At 58.0% G+C, this 18654-nt stretch carries 16 protein-coding genes and 1 pseudogene; 6 read left to right on the top strand and 11 right to left on the bottom strand.

The genetic code is table 11. From position 1 onward, the window contains the following. The first annotated feature begins 48 nt into the window (after positions 1-48). The 3 genes and pseudogenes from PMI07_RS11565 to PMI07_RS11555 all read left to right on the top strand — a co-directional run bounded on the left by PMI07_RS11565 (position 49) and on the right by PMI07_RS11555 (position 2041). Positions 49-717 carry a cache domain-containing protein gene (locus tag PMI07_RS11565; RefSeq protein WP_007762454.1) on the top strand — a complete coding sequence of 223 codons (669 nt, stop codon included), beginning with the start codon at positions 49-51 and terminating at the stop codon, positions 715-717. Next, positions 718-1083: pseudogene (locus PMI07_RS35600) on the top strand (methyl-accepting chemotaxis protein); the annotation flags it as partial. Positions 1084-1387: 304 nt separating this feature from the next. After that, positions 1388-2041: an EthD family reductase gene (locus PMI07_RS11555; RefSeq protein WP_007762457.1), complete on the top strand. Its 654-nt coding sequence runs from the start codon at positions 1388-1390 to the stop codon at positions 2039-2041. Between the two features lie 48 nt (positions 2042-2089). Here the strand turns inward: PMI07_RS11555 and fahA are convergent, their stop codons facing one another. Together fahA and hmgA are read right to left on the bottom strand one after the other, a co-directional pair. Then, positions 2090-3397, bottom strand: coding sequence for a fumarylacetoacetase (gene fahA, locus PMI07_RS11550; RefSeq protein ID WP_024163752.1), 1308 nt, complete (start codon positions 3395-3397; stop codon positions 2090-2092). 8 nt (positions 3398-3405) lie between these two features. Further along, on the bottom strand, positions 3406-4761 hold the full coding sequence (hmgA, locus tag PMI07_RS11545; protein WP_007757899.1) for a homogentisate 1,2-dioxygenase: 1356 nt from the start codon (positions 4759-4761) through the stop codon (positions 3406-3408). A gap of 57 nt (positions 4762-4818) precedes the next feature. Between hmgA and PMI07_RS11540 the strand changes: the two genes are divergently transcribed. Further along, positions 4819-5253 (top strand): MarR family transcriptional regulator, encoded by a 435-nt coding sequence (locus tag PMI07_RS11540; protein WP_007757900.1) that lies wholly within the window; start codon positions 4819-4821, stop codon positions 5251-5253. A 37-nt stretch (positions 5254-5290) separates the two neighbouring features. Here the strand turns inward: PMI07_RS11540 and PMI07_RS11535 are convergent, their stop codons facing one another. The 5 genes from PMI07_RS11535 to maiA form a co-directional block, all read right to left on the bottom strand. After that, positions 5291-6013 (bottom strand): ABC transporter ATP-binding protein, encoded by a 723-nt coding sequence (locus PMI07_RS11535; protein ID WP_007757901.1) that lies wholly within the window; start codon positions 6011-6013, stop codon positions 5291-5293. A gap of 10 nt (positions 6014-6023) precedes the next feature. After that, positions 6024-7802 (bottom strand): branched-chain amino acid ABC transporter ATP-binding protein/permease, encoded by a 1779-nt coding sequence (locus PMI07_RS11530; protein ID WP_007757902.1) that lies wholly within the window; start codon positions 7800-7802, stop codon positions 6024-6026. Between the two features lie 3 nt (positions 7803-7805). Continuing rightward, entirely contained in the window at positions 7806-8729 is a 924-nt protein-coding gene (locus PMI07_RS11525) for a branched-chain amino acid ABC transporter permease (RefSeq protein ID WP_007757903.1), read from the bottom strand. 46 nt (positions 8730-8775) lie between these two features. Next, positions 8776-9969 carry an ABC transporter substrate-binding protein gene (locus tag PMI07_RS11520; protein ID WP_007757904.1) on the bottom strand — a complete coding sequence of 398 codons (1194 nt, stop codon included), beginning with the start codon at positions 9967-9969 and terminating at the stop codon, positions 8776-8778. A 579-nt stretch (positions 9970-10548) separates the two neighbouring features. Next, positions 10549-11178, bottom strand: a complete 630-nt coding sequence (gene maiA / locus PMI07_RS11515) for a maleylacetoacetate isomerase (protein WP_007757905.1) — start codon at positions 11176-11178, stop codon at positions 10549-10551. 324 nt (positions 11179-11502) lie between these two features. On the opposite strand from maiA, the gene PMI07_RS11510 reads away from it, so the two are divergent. Continuing rightward, positions 11503-12453, top strand: a complete 951-nt coding sequence (locus PMI07_RS11510; protein WP_007757906.1) for an MBL fold metallo-hydrolase — start codon at positions 11503-11505, stop codon at positions 12451-12453. A gap of 199 nt (positions 12454-12652) precedes the next feature. On the opposite strand, the gene PMI07_RS11505 is transcribed toward PMI07_RS11510, so the two are convergent. The 4 genes from PMI07_RS11505 to PMI07_RS11490 all read right to left on the bottom strand — a co-directional run bounded on the left by PMI07_RS11505 (position 12653) and on the right by PMI07_RS11490 (position 16054). Continuing rightward, complete coding sequence (locus tag PMI07_RS11505; protein ID WP_197032486.1) at positions 12653-13414, bottom strand: sulfite exporter TauE/SafE family protein; 762 nt, start codon at positions 13412-13414, stop codon at positions 12653-12655. A gap of 83 nt (positions 13415-13497) precedes the next feature. Then, the gene (locus PMI07_RS11500; RefSeq protein ID WP_007759887.1) at positions 13498-14205 is read right to left on the bottom strand and encodes an EthD domain-containing protein; all 708 of its coding nucleotides are present in this window, start codon (positions 14203-14205) and stop codon (positions 13498-13500) included. Positions 14206-14462: 257 nt separating this feature from the next. Further along, positions 14463-15284, bottom strand: coding sequence for an IclR family transcriptional regulator (locus PMI07_RS11495; protein WP_007759888.1), 822 nt, complete (start codon positions 15282-15284; stop codon positions 14463-14465). Then, positions 15281-16054, bottom strand: coding sequence for an IclR family transcriptional regulator (locus PMI07_RS11490; RefSeq protein ID WP_007759890.1), 774 nt, complete (start codon positions 16052-16054; stop codon positions 15281-15283). Before PMI07_RS11490 ends, PMI07_RS11495 begins: the two co-directional genes overlap by 4 nt. Positions 16055-16870: 816 nt before the next feature. Between PMI07_RS11490 and PMI07_RS11485 the strand changes: the two genes are divergently transcribed. Next, the gene (locus tag PMI07_RS11485) at positions 16871-18571 is read left to right on the top strand and encodes an FAD-dependent oxidoreductase (protein WP_007759892.1); all 1701 of its coding nucleotides are present in this window, start codon (positions 16871-16873) and stop codon (positions 18569-18571) included. Positions 18572-18654: the final 83 nt, after the last annotated feature.

Here is an 18654-nt window from a genome sequence, read left to right as displayed (position 1 = left end):
TACTCGGCCATCCGTCTCGTTTTCATTTTTATCCTTTTAGCTACTGTGATGGCTGCCGCCGCGGTGGGGTTACCTCTCTACTACGGGGCAAATAAGCTTATCAGTCAGGCCGCTGAACGCGAACTCAACGGCATGCAACGCAAATTCGACAAGGCGGTCGAGGCAGAAATAGCCAAGGCGGAAAGCCTGGCCGCCCTGGTCGCCATGGAGCCGGATGTTCGACAAGCGATGGCAGCCGGCGATAGGGACGCCTTGAGCAAGGCCTTTGTCGGCGGCTTTGACACCATGAGGTCGGTCTACGGTTTCGAACAGCTTCAATTCCACACGCCCGACGCCCATGCCTTCTTCAGAGTCCATAGTCCCACGAAGTTCGGTGACGATCTTTCCTCTTTCCGCCGGACCGTGATCGAGGCCAATCGTACGCACAAGCCGGTTGTCGGTCTGGAACGGGGGCAGGCAGGCGTCGGCGTTCGGGCCATTTACCCCATTTCATCAGAAGGCAAACCTGTTGGATCGATGGAATTCGGTCTTGGGTTTGGGAAGCCGTTCCTCGACCGGCTGACCGACGGAAGCAGCGACGAAGGCGAACTGTACATCTTCCCGATGGATGCAAGCCAGGACATCGACGCGACGAAGCTGCGGACGGCCGCCACGTCTGATGGCGCGCCTCTGCTGGATGCATCTTGCGAGACTCGCCGGTTTCACTCACCAGCTTGAACCATCGAGAACTATATCATCAAGATAAATCAGCACATGGATTCGATCGCAACATCCGCCAAGGAACAGTCACTCGGACTTGCGGAGGTCAATACCGCCGTCAACCAGATGGATCAGGTGACCCAGCAGAATGCGGCAATGGTCGAAGAAACAAGTGCTGCCAGCGCGACGCTCGCCAACGAAAGCGCCATGTTGCGCGAATTGATCTCCCAATTCCGCCTTGGCCATGATCGGGAGGCTCCGACAGCAAGACGCGGCGATTTTCGTCACAACCGTGACGTCCAGCCTGTCCCGATGATGACAAGGCAACTGAAAAGCGCCTCCACCGGAAACGCTGCAGTGAAAGACACTTGGGAAGAGTTTTGATCACCAACCTCAGCCCCTCAAAACAGGCATTGCACCATCGGCAGTGGCGATCGCGGTCTTGTTGAAAAAACGTCAGGGTTTTGCGGCATGCGCAATATTTGGCTGCCGCAACGCTGACAATGTTATCCGTCTCCGCCAAGCCTTCGTCTTGTCCTCGATGATTTGTTGTTCGACGCCGTTGCATGCGTTAGCTTATAAACACGTGAGTGTTTTCGGGAGAGGTCAAGACCGATCTGCTTCCAGCGGGGCCAATCATACCGTAGACGCCAGCAACGTCGCGCGGGCGCCATTCAAAGGAAAATCGATGATTATCCGAAGCGGCTTAATACGCAATCGAGACGGCGTAGACTTCGACGGCTTCACTGACCATTGGCGCAATGGCCATGCACCCTTGGTGGTGAAGATCGACGGTCTGCGGGCTTATTCGCAAAATCATGTTCTGGAGCGGTTGTCGTCCGACGAGTCATCTGGTCTTCACCGTATCGACGGGATGTCGCAGCTCTATTTTGATGACGTCGAGTCGATGAATATCTCGATGGCTTCGCCGGAGCAGGAAGCATGTATCGTCGATCTTCGAGGGTTTCTGAGCGACGTCACCTTGTTGATCCAGCAGGCTGGTGATTTCCATCAATTTGGCAATGGCGCGGACCTGTGCGTGAAGCTTCTTTACCTTCTGCATGGGGAAGCAGCGTCAGCTGAGGCGCTGGCGGAAAGTATCCGAACGGTGATGAGCCAACGGGGCCGAAGCTGGAAATACAGGGTCAACCCGATCATCGCGCGCGACATCGTCGTCGATCAAAGTATCTCCGCTGGAAAGCAGGTGATCGATATCGTCATGGAGATCTGGACGGAAAACGACACTGACGCGGACCTCGTAAAATCGCTTGTCGAGGCAAGCGATGGTTTGGATGTCATTGGCGGCTTCGTCGTCGAAGAATTCCTGGTTCTACCGCTATAATCACAGTCGCAAAGGGGCGAAAAATAAACGAGTTGATCGCCGAAGGCATCATTGAGCGGGAAGGACAAGCGAACGGCACTCGCCGAACCCGATCGTTACGAAGCCCTCTCGACGTCCGCGGGCCTGTAGAAGGACCTCATCACCGTCTTCAATAAAGCGCCTGACCTCGCCGGAGGCGAGTTCTATGGCATGCTTCCCACCCTCCGTCGCCTCCAGGATGCTACCGTAGGCATCCGATTCAGGCCCGGAAATGGTTCCGGTTCCCAGGAGATCGCCCGGCTGCAGATTACAACCGTTCGCCGTATGATGGGTAACCATTTGCGCGACTGTCCAATACATGTGGCGCGTGTTCGACAGAGCCAGCCGATGTGGCGGCAGGCCTTTCTCGCGCAGGCCCTGCGTCAGAAGCAAGACCTCCAGCTCGATGTCGAAGGCGCCCGATCGCTGGTCCGTCTCATCAAGCAAGTAGGGAAGCGGCGAAGGATCACCCTCGGGCCGGGCCGGCTGGGCGACACGGAACGGTGCAAGAGCTTCCGGCGTGATGATCCAGGGAGAGATCGTGCTTGCGAAACTCTTCGACAGGAACGGTCCAAGTGGCTGGTATTCCCAGGCCTGGATATCGCGCGCGGACCAGTCGTTCAGGAGACAGAAGCCAGCGATGCTGCCCGCCGCTTCGCCGATTGCAACCGGAGTTCCCTGATCGTTACCCGGGCCGACCCAGATGCCGAGTTCGAGCTCATAGTCGAGCCGTTCGGTCGGGGCGAAACGAGGAACATCCGTGTCCGCAGCCTTCAGTTGCCCCACAGGTCGCCGCATCGGAATGCGGGACGGACGAATCGAGGAGGCTCTGCCGTGGTAGCCTATCGGCACATACTTGTAGTTCGGAAGCAGCGGATTATCAGGCCGAAACAGTCGACCGACATTCGTGGCGTGATGGATCCCGACGTAGAAATCGGTGTAATCACCAATCTGCGCCGGCAGGTGCATCGTCACATCCGATATATCGAGCAGGCATTTTTCCACGCGGAGTCGTTCTGACGAGCCGGTTGTGAACAACTGAGATAGCCGTCCGCGCAAAGCCCGACGAGGCCCCTGCCCCAATTTCAGGAACGTATTCAGGAGCGGACCGGAGGCTGCTTCCGCAGCCTCGGCCGCCTGGTCCGTGAATAGGCCCGAGGAACAGCCGGCAAAAATGTCAAAGACCTTGTCGCCTATTCTGACGCCACCTCGCGGCTGGGCGTCGCCGCAACTGAAAACGCCGAACGGCAAGTTCTGGATCGGAAAATCCGATCCGTCATTTGCACTTTCGATCCAGCTCCGAAGCTTCGGGTCATGTGTCTGATCAACTTGATTCATATAACTATTCAACGCTGGTTCGGATTGAAATGCTTGGTCAGCTTCTTGCCGTATGCGCCGTAGTCCTGCTGCAACGACGGGGTCTCTGCCGCGAAAGCTGTGACCTTCTGCGGGAAACGTGTCTCGAACATGAATGCCAGCGTCCCTTCGAGCTTATGCGGCTTGAGCTCGACATTGCTTGCCCTTTCGAAGGCATCCATGTCCGGGCCATGCGGCAGCATCGTGTTGTGCAGCGAGATTCCCCCGGGAACAAATCCGCCGCCTGTTTTGGCGTCGTACACGCCGTAGATGAGGCCCATGAACTCGCTCATGACGTTCATGTGGTACCACGGCGGACGGAAGGTATTTTCAGCGACAAGCCAGCGGTCCGGAAAGATGACAAAGTCGATGTTTGCCGTGCCGGGGGTCTCCGACGGCGACGTCAGGACGGTGAAGATCGACGGATCGGCGTGGTCGTAGAGGACGGGGCCAACCGGCGAATAACGACGCAAATCGTATTTGTAGGGTGCGTAGTTGCCGTGCCAGGCGACAACATCGAGCGGCGAGTGCTCGATGTCGGTGACCCACAGGGAACCGGACCACTTCACAAACATCTTGGACGGAGCGTCCTTGTCTTCGTAAGCAGCAACAGGCGTCAGGAAATCGCGCGGATTGGCAAGACAATTCGCGCCGATCGGTCCGCGTTCCGGCAGGCTGAAGGCGCCGCCGTAATTTTCGCAGAAATAACCGCGCGCCGGGCCGTTGACCAATTCCGCACGGAGCTTGACACCCCGGGGTATGATCGCGATTTCGCCCGGTTCGATGTCGATGATCCCGAACTCGGTCCACAGACGCAACTCGCCCTGTTCCGGGACGATCAACATCTCGCCATCGGCATTGTAGAAATACTCATCGACCATGGATCGCGTCGCAAGATAGACATGCGCGCCCATCCCCGCTTGGCTGCCGGCGTCACCTGCGGTGGTGATCGTCCGAATCCCTTCGATGAAGCTGAGTTTCTCTTCCGGCAGCGGGATCGGATCCCAGCGCATCGGCGCGATCGGCACCTCGACTTCCTGCGCCGGCGCCGTGCGCCACAGACCGATATTAGCTTTCCGGAACCTGCCCCAATTGGCAACCGTCGGGCGGATGCGATAGAGCCAGGAACGCTCGTTGGTCGTGCGCGGTGCCGTGAACGGCGACCCGCTCAACTGCTCGGCGTAGAGTCCGTAGGAGCATTTCTGAGGGGAATTGCGGCCGATCGGCAGCGCACCGGCAAGCGCCTCGGTTTCAAATCCATTGCCGAAGCCCGACATGTAGCCCGTTTGAATGGCGGAAGCGGCAACTTCGTCAGCTGATCTCAACATGGGGTTCTGGACATTCATGATCATTCCTCCTAAATGTCGTTTCACCTGTAACTGTCAATTTTGTAACTATCAACAATGGCCAAGCTCGAACTCGAGAAGTTTCTTCCCTACAGGCTCAACCGGCTTGCTTCGATCGTCTCCGGGGAATTCCGATCCGTCTACGGTCCTCATCATGACCTCACGATTCCCGAGTGGCGGGTGCTTGCCACGCTCGGCCAGTTCGACGAAATGGGCGCCCGTGCCATTGGCGTCCACTCCGCGATGCACAAGACCAAGGTCAGCCGCGCCGTCAAAGCCTTGGAAGACCGGCGCTGGTTGCGCCGACGCGGCAGCGACGAAGACCGGCGCGAGGAGATATTGTCGCTGACGGCGCCAGGAAGGCGCGCCTATGACGATATCGTGCCACGGGCACTCGCCTTCGAGCGACGCATTCTTGCAGCGATCGATGCCGATGCCGATGCCGAAGACGTGCTCCTGCTGCTGACGCGCCTGGAGCGCGTGTTTTCATAACCGGCCGATTGATATCGACGTCTCTCCTGCAATCTGACTATGCGGCGGTATGGGTCACGCCGAGATAGGCCGCGCGAACTTTCGGATCGTGGAGAAGCTGCTGACCGGTGCCCGTCATGGTCACCCGGCCCGTTTCAAGCACATAGGCACGGTCGGCAATCGCCAACGCCATATTTGCCATCTGCTCCACCAGAAGGATCGTGATGCCGGCTTTGCGCAACGACACGATAATTGCGAAGATTTCCTGAATGATCTTCGGAGCAAGTCCGAGCGAAGGTTCATCAAGCAGCAGGAGTTTCGGTTTGCTCATCAAGGCCCGGGCGATTGCCAGCATCTGTTGCTCTCCGCCCGAGAGTGTTTCCGCCAACTGGCTCCGCCGCTCGCGCAGCCGCGGGAACAACTTGAATTGCTCTTCGATTTCAGCCTCGAGAGCCTCTTTCGAAAGGCGGCGGAAATAGGCCCCGAGAGTCAGATTGTCATAAACGGACTGATCCGAAAAAACCTGTCGCCCTTCGGGGGAAAGCGCAATTCCCCGCGCGACCCGGACATGAGGCGGCATCCGTGTAATGTCGTTGTTCTCAAAGGAAATCTGTCCGGAATCGACCGGCATGAGACCCGCAATGCCTTTAAGCAAGGTGCTTTTTCCAGCGCCGTTGCCGCCCACGATGGCAACGACTTCGCCTTGCTGTACTTCGATCGAGGCATCCCGGACAGCCGTGATTGGACCGTAGGCGAGATGGACGTTCTTCAAATTCAACATGACAATTTCCTCAAGCGGCTTCAACGGTCGTGCCGAGATAGGCTTCCATGACTCGTGGATCGGATTGAACCTTTTCGGGTGCTCCCTCGGCGATCTTCTGTCCGTAATCAAGGACGACGACGTGGTCCGAAATAGCCATCACCAGGTCCATGTGATGCTCGATCAGCAGGATGGTAATCCCCTCGTTGCGGATGCGCACCAGCAGCTGGCCAAGTTCGGCCGTCTCCTGGGGGTTCAATCCGGCCGCCGGTTCGTCCAGCAGCAACAATTGCGGTTCCGAGGCGAGCGCTCTCGCCAGCTCAACCCGCCGCTGCAGGCCATAGGCCAGGCTTCCGGCGGAAGTGTCGGCATGCTGCAAGAGCTCCGTGAACTGGAGGATAGCGTTCACTTTCATCAACGCACGGGCTTCTTCTCTCTTGGCAAGAGGCAGGCCGAAAAGCGAGGAAAAGAAACCGTTCTTCATGCGCGAATGCTGGCCGAGCAGGACATTCGCGCGCACAGACAGGTCCTGGAACAGTCTTAGGTTCTGGAATGTTCGCGCGACGCCGCGGGCACAGATGTCGTGGACTTTGCGCTGTGTGATGTCGTCATCCAGTAGTTTGATGGCACCTCTGTCAGCGCGAATGACCCCCGTCAACATATTGATGAGCGTGCTTTTGCCAGCGCCGTTCGGACCGATAAGGGCATGGATATGGCCGCGTGTCAGCCGCAACGAGACGTCCTTCGCCGGGACCACACCACCAAAGGCCTTGTTGAGGTTGTCGGCGGTCAGCAGGGTTGTTGCCGCGCCACCTTCCGCATTGCGCGTCGGCAATTTGGGCTGCAGATCTGAAACCACCTTGGTTGCTGCGGAGCTACGGCCGGGATTGAAGCGGGCGCCTAGGCTGCCGAGGAGGCCAGCGAGGCCTTTCGGCATTGCGAACAGGGCAAACAGCAGCAGAGCGCCATTCACAAAATGTTCGAGCCAGGTCCAGCGTGCGAGCAGCGCTCCGATAATAACCAGGCTGACCGAGCCGAGCAGTGGTCCATAGAGAGAACCGCTTCCGCCGAAGAGCACGAGCAGCAGGATGAAGATCGAAAGGTTGAAGTTGATGAAATCGGAATTGATGTACTGGTTCTGCTGCGCGACCAATGCTCCTGCCAGACCGCAGGTGACCGCGGCGATGACAAACGCAAGCACCTTGTACCGATAAACCGGCACGCCAACCGCACCAGCGGCTATTTCATCCGCCTGGAGCGACAGAAATGCACGGCCAAAGCGACCGACGAGAAGATTGCGAAGAAGGACATGCGTCGCGAGGCAAAGGGCAAGACCAAACCAGACCCATTGCAAAGTGGTGAAGGGAACGCCCGCGAACGTTAGCGGCTGGATCGCATAGATACCCATGGCGCCTCCGAAGATATCAGACCCTTCGGCAACGAGCTTCTCGACGACGATGCCAAACGCCAGGGTCACCATGGCGAGGCTCGGGCCCTTCACCCGCAAAGACGGCACTGCGATTAGGACGCCGAACACGCCGGACACGACGCAGGCGACCAGAAGCGATGTCCAGGGACCGAGACCGTAAAGCGTGGTCAGCAGGGCGACTGTATAGGCACCCGCGGCAAACAATCCCGCCTGCCCGAGCGATTTTTGACCTGCATAGCCCAAGAGAACATTCATACCCGCTGCACAAAGATAGTAGACGCAGATCATGAACAGCGTGCGCAGGTAGAATTCGTTCTGGATGAACGAGGCGGCAAAGGCGAGGATCGCAACAAGCGCGACAACTCCAATCAAATGACGCATGGACTAAACCTTGTCGATTGAGGCGTGACCGAAGAGCCCCTGGGGGCGAAACGCCAGAACGAGAATGATGAGACTGAACACGACGATCTCCTTCCATTGCGCCTGCCAGAGCCCAACGCTGGACTCGAGGACGCCGAGAATGAAGCCGCCATAGATGCAGCCGCGTGGATTGGTCAGTCCGCCGATGATGGCACCCGAGAACGCCTTGAGCGCAAAACCCAGCCCCATGAAGAGAGAGGCCGACGCGATCGGCGCGATGAGCACGCCGGCAAGCCCCGCGAGGCCGCTCGACAATGCAAAGGCGCCGATCATCACCGTATTGACATTGATGCCCATGAGGCTGGCGGTCTGAGGCGAATGAGCAACAGCCATCATGGCTTTACCAATTCTTGTGCGTCGCATAACGAAGTCGAAAATGACCATGATCGCGATCGCAGACGCCAGAACGATCAGCTCCTGTGGCCGGACGCCGGCGCCGGCAATGCGCAGAACGCCGTCGCCGAGCGGCGAGGGAACCATCACAGGCGCCGGTCCCCAGATCGTCAGTCCGATACTTTGCAGAATGACTCCGAAGCCGATCGTACTCATGACCCAGTTCATGCCACGTTTGCCCGCGAACGGCCGAACAGCAAGAAGGAAAATGAGGACGCCCATGACCCCGGCGACGACGGTCGCAATGAGGGCGGCGGCAGGATAACGCCATCCTGCCGCTGCTTCCCCGGGAATGGCTGTCAGACCGCCGGCGAGGCCTGAGAGCAAAAGAAGTGCGGCCACACCGATGAATGCACCAAAGGAGATGAACTCTCCTTGGGCGAAGTTCATCGTCTTGGTCGTCGTGAACGTAATACTGAAACTCAGCGCGATGAGGGCATAAACGCCTCCAATGGCCAAGCCACTGACGAGAGTTTGGATGTAAGTTGCCAGCATGACCGCTCCAATAGTGATCGATCCAGAAAGGATGAAGGTTCCGGAACTACTCTGCGTAATCCGCCGGCTTCAGGGACTCGACCGTCGCGTCGGTGTAGGTGACGAGCTTTCCGTCTTTCCAATGTGTCCAGCGATAGTCGGCTGCCGTCAACGCTTCGTGCTGATCTGGGGTGAACGGCTTGTTATAGGTCTTCATGATGCCCGCGACGGGAGCCTGAAGATTGTCCAGCGCTTCTTTGAGCTTTGCGCCATCGGTGCCGCCCGCCTGCTTGATCGCCGCTGCCAGAATCAGCGTTGCGTCATAGCAGTGAGCGGAAAAGCTGAACGCACTCTTCGAAGTAAGCTTGGGCGCCAGGCGATCGTAGAGCTTTTGCTGGACGGGCGTCCTGTCTTCGGTGATCGTCCGCATGAAAATCGGACGCTCGGCAAGTGTCTTGCCCGCCGTGTCAAAGAAGCTGGCATTGTCCGCGGCCCAGGAGGTCAGCGTCACCGGCGAGTAGTCGATTTTCTCCATGCTGCGCAGAAGCTGGGCAATCGGGGTGCCCTGCGCCCAGACGAGCACGGTATCGACACCCGCAGACTTCATCTTGTTGAGCTGCGAGGTCATGTCCGTGTCGTTGACGCCGAACTTTTCGGTGGCAACTGGGGTCAGTCCCTTAGCCTTGGCAAGCGCCTCGAGATCTTTCAGACCACCCTGACCATAACCTGTCGTTTCCACCAAAAAGCCGACGTTCTTGGATTGCGGCCGGTTCTTCGTATAGGCCACGATACCGGCGATCTGGGCACGGTCCACCATCGACACGCGATACATGTAATTGTCTGCGCCGCCAGCCGGCTTGGTAATGTCGGTTGCCGAGCCGATGCAGCCCAGGGATGGGTTCTTGCGCTGGTTGGGAATGTGCTTCCAAGCGAGTGCGTTACCGGAATTGGTTGGTCCAAAGACCGCGACAACCTTCTCGCTGTCGATCAGATCGCTCATATTCTGGATGGATTTCGGCGGCTGGGAAAGATCATCGCGAACAACGAGCGACAGCTTCTTGCCGAGCACACCACCAGCGGCATTGAGATCTTCAATTGCCGCCTGGATGCCGAGAACGCCTGCCTGCCCGCTTTGGGCCGAAGGCGACGCCGAAAGATCGCCGTTGAAGCCGAGCTTGATCTCCTGCGCCGTCGCCGTTGATGCGATCGCAAGAGTACTGGCGAGCAGTGCTGCCTTGAGAGCATTTGTGGTCAATGTCATTGTCTCCTCCCATTATGGAAAACAAGTGCTTGTGCATCGAATGCACGTCTTGTGGCCCTTGGACGTGAAGGAGAGCGATACGGCGAACCGTGCGCGTCGCACAGAAAGCGTCGGATACCAGGTCGAAACCGACGGCGTTAACCTCCACTAACCGCTGCTCCTCCAAGCCGGCGTAACTTTCCCGCTTCATCGCTGGGAACATCTGAGGATGTATACCATGACGAATTGATTTGCAATAGACAAACAAAACACAAAGCTGTTGAAAGCCTCGGAGGCCGGAATTTTCACTCGAAAATGAACGTGTTTCACGCTCGGGCGTGTCTCAATCCGGCATCTGTGTACTCGATGAAGATCAGCCGCCTTTCTTGACGCTGTGAGATCCCGGCAAGGGTTGGCGATAACCAGACCAACTGGGCAACCTCCGCACCCGGAGGGCAGATGGTCGAGAACCTCTTTTAGGAAAACTGGTTCGCATATGGCAACTTACGGCACGTTCTTGCGATATGCATGCTGAGGAATAACACATGCATCGGAAGGCTCCCAAAGACGGTAGGCAACGTCAAGTTAGCTGTACTCGCGTCACGGCTTATAATAGTCGGGGTGCGCGGCCGCGATTTCCGGAATCTCCTCTAACAGGCCGACGATTTCCGTGATCCTCCTCCATCCACTCAGATCAACACTCCAGCGGCGCGCATTGTATACTTGCGGCACCAGGCAGATGTCGGCCATCGAGACGGTGTCCCCGTGGCAAAGTGGGCCTGTGGACTTCTGAGCGAGCATCTCTTCGAACGCCGCCAACCCTTTCTCGATAAAGTGTCTCATCCACCTTTCCGTCGCGATTTGCCCGCCCGACGCTTCAACCGCATGCTTCGCCACCGAGATGTTGCATACGGGATGGAGATCCATGGAAATCGCATAAGAGAGAGCTCGAACCCGCGCTCTTTCCTTGGGCGCGGCGGGAAGAATTTCGAGACCCCTCGTTTCGTTGAGATACTCGATGATCGCCAAGGACTGGGTGAACGTCTCTCCGTCGATCAGAAGAGCGGGCACGAAACCTTGCGGGTTGACGATCAGATAGTCGGCTGCTCGCTGTTCGCCCTCGAGAAGGTTGATCGTGCGGCCCTCGAAGGGAATCTTCGCAAGATTCAGCGCGATTCTGACCCGATAGGATGAGGATGAGCGCCAATAATCGTACAATACCGCCGCCATACGGCCTCCGATCAAATCTACCCGGCCCAAGGCTTGACCTCCCCTGAGAATTGCCGTTATGTTTGTTATAGGCGAATGCATTTGTCAAATGCGATTTTGTCCTGTGGTGGGAGGCTATCTTTTCTGACTCTTTCGAGTGGTGGAATTGGGACCTGCGGCTGGTGCCTCAAGGTCTCGTTCAACTATCTCGGCTTGAGGAAATCGGCGCCATCTGGACCTGTCGCGATCGAGACCGACAGACAATTGAGTAGCGTGTGTATGTCCGACTTCAAAAATTGTCTTCGAAAAACGCGCCTGGTGAGAAAGAAATTCAGGAGTAGACCAATGGGAAAGAAGTTTGCATCGCAAGGCGATCTAACGGAGAAGAAGACCACCTTCACCGAGATCGGGAGAGGCCTCTATGCCTTCACCGCCGAGGGAGATCCAAACTCTGGCGTAATTATCGGCGACGACAGCGTCATGATTGTCGAGGCGCAAGCCACCCCGCGTCTTGCGCGAAAGGTGGTGGAGTGCGTACGGTCGGTGACCGACAAGCCGATCACCCACGTTGTGTTGACCCACTATCACGCCGTGCGCGTTCTGGGTGCGTCGGCTTACGGCAGCAACGAGATCATCATGAGCGAAAAAGCCCGTGCCATGGTCGAAGAGCGTGGCGCCGAAGATTGGGACTCCGAATTCGGGCGTTTTCCCCGCCTGTTTGAAGGCCATGAGGAGATCCCGGGCCTAACCTGGCCCACCACCACATTCAAGGACAAGATGACCGTGTACCTCGGAAAGAGGAAAGTGGAAATCATGCATGTCGGCCGTGCCCATACCGCCGGCGACGCTATCATCTGGGTACCCGACGAACAGGTAATGTTCACAGGCGACATCGTCGAATATCATTCCGCCTGCTACTGCGGCGACGCGCATTTTACGGACTGGCCTCAGACCCTTCAAAATATCTTGGCTTACAATCCCGCAGCCATCGTACCAGGCCGCGGCGATGCCCTCGTCGGGCATGATATGGTCGCAAAAGCCATTGCAAGCACAACCGATTTTCTCGAAAGCACCTACAAACCGATTGTACAGGTTGCTGCACGCGGCGGCAGCTTGAAGGAAGCTTGGGATGCGTGCCGCCAGGCATGCGATACGAAGTTCGCAGATTATGCGATCTACGAACACTGCCTCCCCTTCAACGTTTCGCGCGCCTATGACGAGGCACGTGGGATCGACACGCCGCGCATCTGGACTGCGGCCCGCGATCGCGAAATGTGGGAAGCGCTCGCCCAGTAAACACAGCTGAGGGCTTCGGTCGTGCCTCTCGCATCGCCGAAGCCCAAAGTGACGCCGCGCGTTGCTACCAGCGGCACCGGAAGCGTGCCCAACCGGTTTCACCCGACAGCCTTTACCCAGCGCCTCCCACACCGGCCCACGCCTTAGCCCGAGGTCACGCGGGTCTTCGCTGTCCAGCTACCATTGTTGACCGACAACGTCAGCCGAGGGATCCGCCCCCGTGAATGCCCTGGGCGATGAGGGTGATGCTGACGCCGACCAAAATGATGGTTATGATCAGATTGAACCGCACGAGGTCCACCTTCCTTACCAAATGAACACCAAGCCAGCTCGACGCAATCGCGATTGGTGCAAAGATCAGTGCCGAGACGAGGTGCTCACGATTGAGTTGTCCGAGCATTGCGAAAGCGGGTATTTTCATACAGTTCAGCAATGCGAAGAAGATCACGCTGGTGCCTATATACGTGTCTCTGACCAGCTTTTGGGGCAGGACATACAGTTGAAACGGAGGCGTCCCCGCATGGGCAATCATGCTGGTGAACCCAGACGCCACGCCGCTCAAAAGACCCAATGCCGCGCTCGGTGAGCCAGGTTCCACCTGGTGGGTTCGCAGCGACAGAATAAGCTGACGGCAGCCAAAAACGAGGGAAATCACGCCGAGCGATATCTCGACGATCCATTCTGGAACCGTGGATGCAAGCTGATAAGCGGCGACGACTCCCAGCGCCGCCCCCGGAGCCATCACCAGAATGATTTTCCGTCTCCAGTCCCGCTTGTACATCCAAACAGCCACGGCGTCCTGGATAAGCAGGATTGGAAAGATAAAGCCGGCGGCGTTTACGGGGCCGATCACCAGTGCGAGGAGCGGCGTGCTGATCATGCCGACCCCAGCAAATCCGCCTTTGGACAGACCGAGGATGACAACGGCCACACCCGCTACTGTATAGGAAAGCCAGTCCAATCTTGTAATCCCTTGCATTTGGCTCATGCGCTGACCCGCCGCTGTGGAAGCGGCGGGTCAGCGCATGATTCCAAGGACAGATGTCAGGCCTTCGGTTCCGGAATAATCTCGGTGACTTCCACCATGTAGGTGGAGATCTCGCTGATGAACTCCTGGGCATGGGTCATGGTCGTGATGCCACGCGGCGAGCGGAAGCCTTTTTCGATCGCATCGGTACTCTCGAACCAGAGCTCGACGACACCGTCAACATTGACTTCCGCGCCCGTGTCCGCGGCGTTGAACCGGTCGGTCTGACGGTCGATCACGAGGTTCTGGCGGTAGCCCAGGAGGCCAGGAATCCTCTTCACCAGGATCGAATGCATGTTGAACCATTCGTCCTGGAATTGCTCGATCGAAATGTCCGGACGTTTGCGCAGGAAAGACATGCGCTTGACGAAAGTGCCGCTGGTTGGTGGCGTCACGACGGTGTTTTGCAATGCCGTCAAGATGGCAATGCCGCCCAGGAACTGGTCCTCGTCTTCCTTGAGGGCCTTCAACGTCGCTTCGTCGCCGAACCCGCGAATGTCGGCCAGCGAAGGAAAAAACAATTGTGCCAGGCCATCGACCTCGACCGAGCCGCGCTTGTAGTCGATACCCTTCTGAGTGCGGTCGACAACACGGTTCTGAAGATATCCGTGGAGGTTCGGCATGTGTTTTTTGACGATACCAGCGTGAGTGCCGCGCCAATAGTCGGCAAATGCCTCGGGCGTAAGATCCTGGCGCCGCGTCAGCAGGCCGAAACGAACTATCATGATGAACTCCTCGTTGAATGAAGGCATCTCCCATGCCCGTGAGCGGGACGCCACCGGGCATCACCGTCGGAAGACACATTCGACTAAAACGAATGCATATGTCAATAACATATTGCTGCTTTTCGCTTGCGATACGCCACGGTGACAAGATCGCTCACCGGCCATCGGTCGGCGCAACCGTTCGGTTCAACGACATTGTGTCGGAATAGGCTCAATCGCCCACCAGCTGAAATGGATTGCGTGCAGCTACTGTAGAGCTATGCGCCGCTAAACGCCGGGTCGACATGACCGTGCTCGAACGAAAGCCTCTGGGTCACCGCCAGAAGTTTCTTGACGGTCGCGCCGTTGGGATCAACGTCCAAGTGAGCCTCCGTGCCTATCAGCGTAACAGCCATCTGAATCTGGCCGGTATGATCAATGACTGGCGCGCCGACGGCGGCGATGCCTGGCACCGGGCGAGGATAGATCGTCGCAAAGCCGCGGCTGCGGATCATGTCGATTTCCGCGGTGATATCGGCAAAGGTGCGGGTCTTGCCGACGCGAAGCGTCTTGCCCGCCTCACGAACTTCAGCCCGTATCGCAGCTTTGACCGTCGCCTCGGGCATGTAGGCGGCATAGACCATGCCGGCGGCGGTTCCGGATACTGAGTAAACCGTGCCGACATTCGTGTTGATGTAGTTTTGATCCACACCCTTGCGGATGAGCACGACGGTTGGTCCAAAGGAGCCCCAAACAGTCACTGCAACCGTGTGGCCTGTCTCTTCCGACAATGCCTCGACAGCTGTAGCCGCAGCCTTCATGGCGTCGAAACTGCGCATGCGCGCAATCGCTAGAAGCAGAGCGTAGGGGCCGAGGCGATATCGGCCGGACTTTTCATCCTGCTCGACGAGACCCATCCTGCGAAAGCTGACCATATAGGCATGGGCCTTTGTGGGGGGCACACCTGCCCTCTCGGCAACCTCGCGCAGCTTAAGCGGACCTTCGGCATCGAGAAACGGCAGTAGGATCCCTAGTCCGACTTCAACGGACTGTACACCTCGCGCATCGGTGCCGTTACGAGGTTGAACTTTCTCGTTCATCGCGTTTCGCCTCGCGACAGTTGCTCCGTGATCTTCAGAAGAGCGCGAAGTGGCGCTCCTTCAGGCTTGAGATCAAGGTTGATTGAATCGCCGACGACCGTAATAACGGCGAACACTTCCCCATCGGCACCGCGGATGGGGGCGGCTATCGTGTCGATATCAGGAACAGGCTCACTCTTGGTAACCGCGTATCCGGCGCTTCGAATAACATCGAGTTCAGCATCAAAGGTCTTTCGCGCCGCTTTCGCCGCCTTTTTGTCAGGCGGCAACGCGGAAAACTCTTCATCTACAATCGCTGAGATGCCGTGCGGACTTCCGAATGCCGCAAAAACGCGCCCCGCGGCAGAACCCAAAATCGGAAGAGCCATGCCGGGTCGTAGATTGACGTTGAGAGGATAATTTCCGGTCTGCACCTGGACAGCCGTCGGGGCTTTCACGCCCCAAACAACCAGGGCAACCATCAGACCCAGTTCGAGCTCCAGTTGAACTGTTGCGTCGCGGGCCGCCCGCAACGGAGCGAAACTGGAGATACGCACAAGCCCGAGGCGCATGGCAAGCGGACCAAGCTGGTATCTGCCGGTTGCGACGTCCTGCTCAATGAGGTCGAGCCGCCGGAAACTCGAGATATATGCGTGGGCCTGGGCTGGCGGCAAGTCAGCCACAGCTGCCAGGTCACGCAGCATCATCGGCCCGTCCGCATTTACGAGCGCCGATAGCAATCGACCGCCGATGTCGATCGACTGAATCCCGCGCCCTTCCCCCTTACTCATTAAACCCTCGTTTCGAAGAATTGGCTTCGATCCCACTGGCTTCACTTAAAACGCAGGACGCCGCCCGGGTCAACTCAGCAAAAAACGATCAGAAATTTTCTATTGACAAATCTGTTCGTTATCAAAGAATATATTCCAGCACCAAGGGGCGGAACTTGCGCCCTTGGATACGTAGCGCGGCGGGAGCGCGCTGCTACCGGAAAGGGCGTGGTCGGCGAAGGCACGCGCAAGGAGGAACATCCATGTCGAGATACGGCCGAACGTTCTGCGTGCTCAAGAACGCGCTTAACGGAGAGCTTCGCGCTCATTCCGAGAGAATTGGCGGGAGATGACGTTGGCGCCCTTCCCCCGCGATAATGTGCTTTGGTCTGCTGCACACCCTGCTTTGCCTTCGCCGACGCACTCGCAGCGCGACCGGAAAGTTGACGCATGGAGCAGGCGCCCAGCCTGCCCGACTACAGCCGATCGAGGCGCTGTCGATCGGTTGGGTCGCTCTACAAATCCACAGCTATTATCGGATGCCAGTTCTTTCAAAGCGCGCGCAAGACCGCGCCAAAACTCAGGTAAACCGATCTATGTGGCGTCATGGATTGGTTCGCGTGCAAAACGCATGATCGCGATCCCCCGAGGACACGCATCGAAACCTCGAATTGGCAGGGGTCGCCCGATGGCTGACATACCTCCGGAAAAATGCGGACGCTCCAAGGGGCCGCCGGGCCGATGCTGGATTGCACCCTTTCATTCATCGATCTACGCGACCGGCGCGCATGCGTTGGTCAGTAGTGGCTCCCAAGCCGCTCAACGAAGGACCCTATTATGAAGCGCTATGACTGTGATGTATTGGTTGTTGGCTCTGGTGCAGGCGGCCTTGCCAGCGCCGTGGCTGCCGCGCACCGACGCCTGAAGGTGCTTGTTGTCGAAAAAGAGCCTGTCTTCGGCGGAACCACGGCGCGTTCTGGTGGATGGATGTGGATCCCGGCCAATGCGCCTGCAAAACGAGCCGGAATAGAAGACAGTGCGGAAAAGGCGCGCATCTATCTCCAGCATGAGACTGGCGCGCATTTCGATGCCGCGCGGATCGACGCGTTTCTGGAAGCCGGCCCGAAGGCGGTCGACTTCTTCGAGCAGAAGACCGCGCTCAAATTCGATCTTGGCCCGACCTTTTCAGATTACCATCCCGATGCACCGGGGGGCATGCCCGGAGGACGTTCGATCGTCGCGCAGCCGTTCGACGGGCGCGAGCTTGGAAAAGAGATCAAGCGACTTCGCCCGCCGCTATGGGAGATTACGTTTCTGGGAATGATGATCGGGTCTGGCAAAGAACTGCTGCACTTCTTCAACGTCACTCGGTCGCCGGTCTCGATGTGGTACGTCGCGAAGCTTTTCGCAAAGTTCGTGCGCGACATGGCGTTCCACGGTCGACCGATGCGGCTTCTGAACGGCAACGCGCTTGTCGGTCGCCTTGCAAAGTCGTGCATGGACAAGAACGTCCCGATCTGGACGTCGAGCCCGGTCCGCAGCCTGATCAAAGATGACAGCGGACGGATTGTCGGCGCGCGCGTTGATACCCCGAGCGGCCAGTACGAAGTGTATGCCGCAAAGGGCGTCGTCTTGGCAGCTGGCGGCTTTCCGCAGGACGCAATCCGCAGGAAGGAGCTGTTGCCGCATTCACCGTCGGGGCACGAACATGTGTCTCCAGCACCTCCCGGCAATACCGGAGACGGATTGCGGATGGGAGAGCAGATCGGCGCCGTGGTCGATACCAGCCTGCCAAATGCGGTAGCCCTTGTCCCGATCTCCCGCCCGCTCAAGTCGGATGGTACACTCGGAACCTTCCCACACTTCGTCGATCGCTCGAAGCCTGGCGTCATTGCCATTACCCGTTCGGGCCGGCGCTTCGTCAACGAGGCAAATTCCTACCACGACTTCTGCCAAGCGATGATCAAGCGTTGCAACGAGGAAGGCGGCGAACTGGCCGCCTGGTTTATTGCAGACCATCGGGCTTTTCGGAAATACGGGCTCGGCTTCGCAAAGCCTGCACCAGTGCCGTATGGCAAGCTGATCGAGAACGGCTATCTGATCTCAGGCAAGACCCTGCGCGATCTTGCAGACCAGCTTGGCGCTGACGGCGAGCAGCTCGAGCGCACCGTGGCGGAGTTCAACAGGCATGCGCGAACTGGCGACGATCCAGAGTTCCGCAAAGGATCGACGGCGTACAACCGTTCGCTCGGCGACCCCGACCACAAACCAAACCCCTGCGTCGCGCCGATCGAAAAAGGCCCGTTCTACGCGGTTCGGCTCTATGTCGGCGACCTCGGCACCTATGCGGGCTTGAAAGCCAATGAAAACGCGCAGGTTCTCGATGGGAGCGGACGGCCGATCACCGGGCTCTACGCCGCAGGCAATGACGCTGCGAGCATTATGGGCGGTAACTACCCCGGCGGCGGCATTACCTTGGGTCCAGCCATAACGTTTGGCTATATCGCCGCCCGCCACATGGCCGGTGGAAACGATTGACGTGAACTGAGCCGTGCAGACCAAGTGAGGCAAGTCTTACCAACGGCCTCACTTGGTTCTGTGATGGCGCGGGAGGTTCCCAG

The organism is Rhizobium sp. CF080 (genome assembly GCF_000282095.2).
In the GTDB taxonomy this organism is placed as follows: Bacteria; Pseudomonadota; Alphaproteobacteria; order Rhizobiales; family Rhizobiaceae; genus Neorhizobium.
The sequence above is the reverse complement of the archived record's forward strand: the minus strand, read 5'-3'. Positions and strand labels throughout refer to the sequence as shown.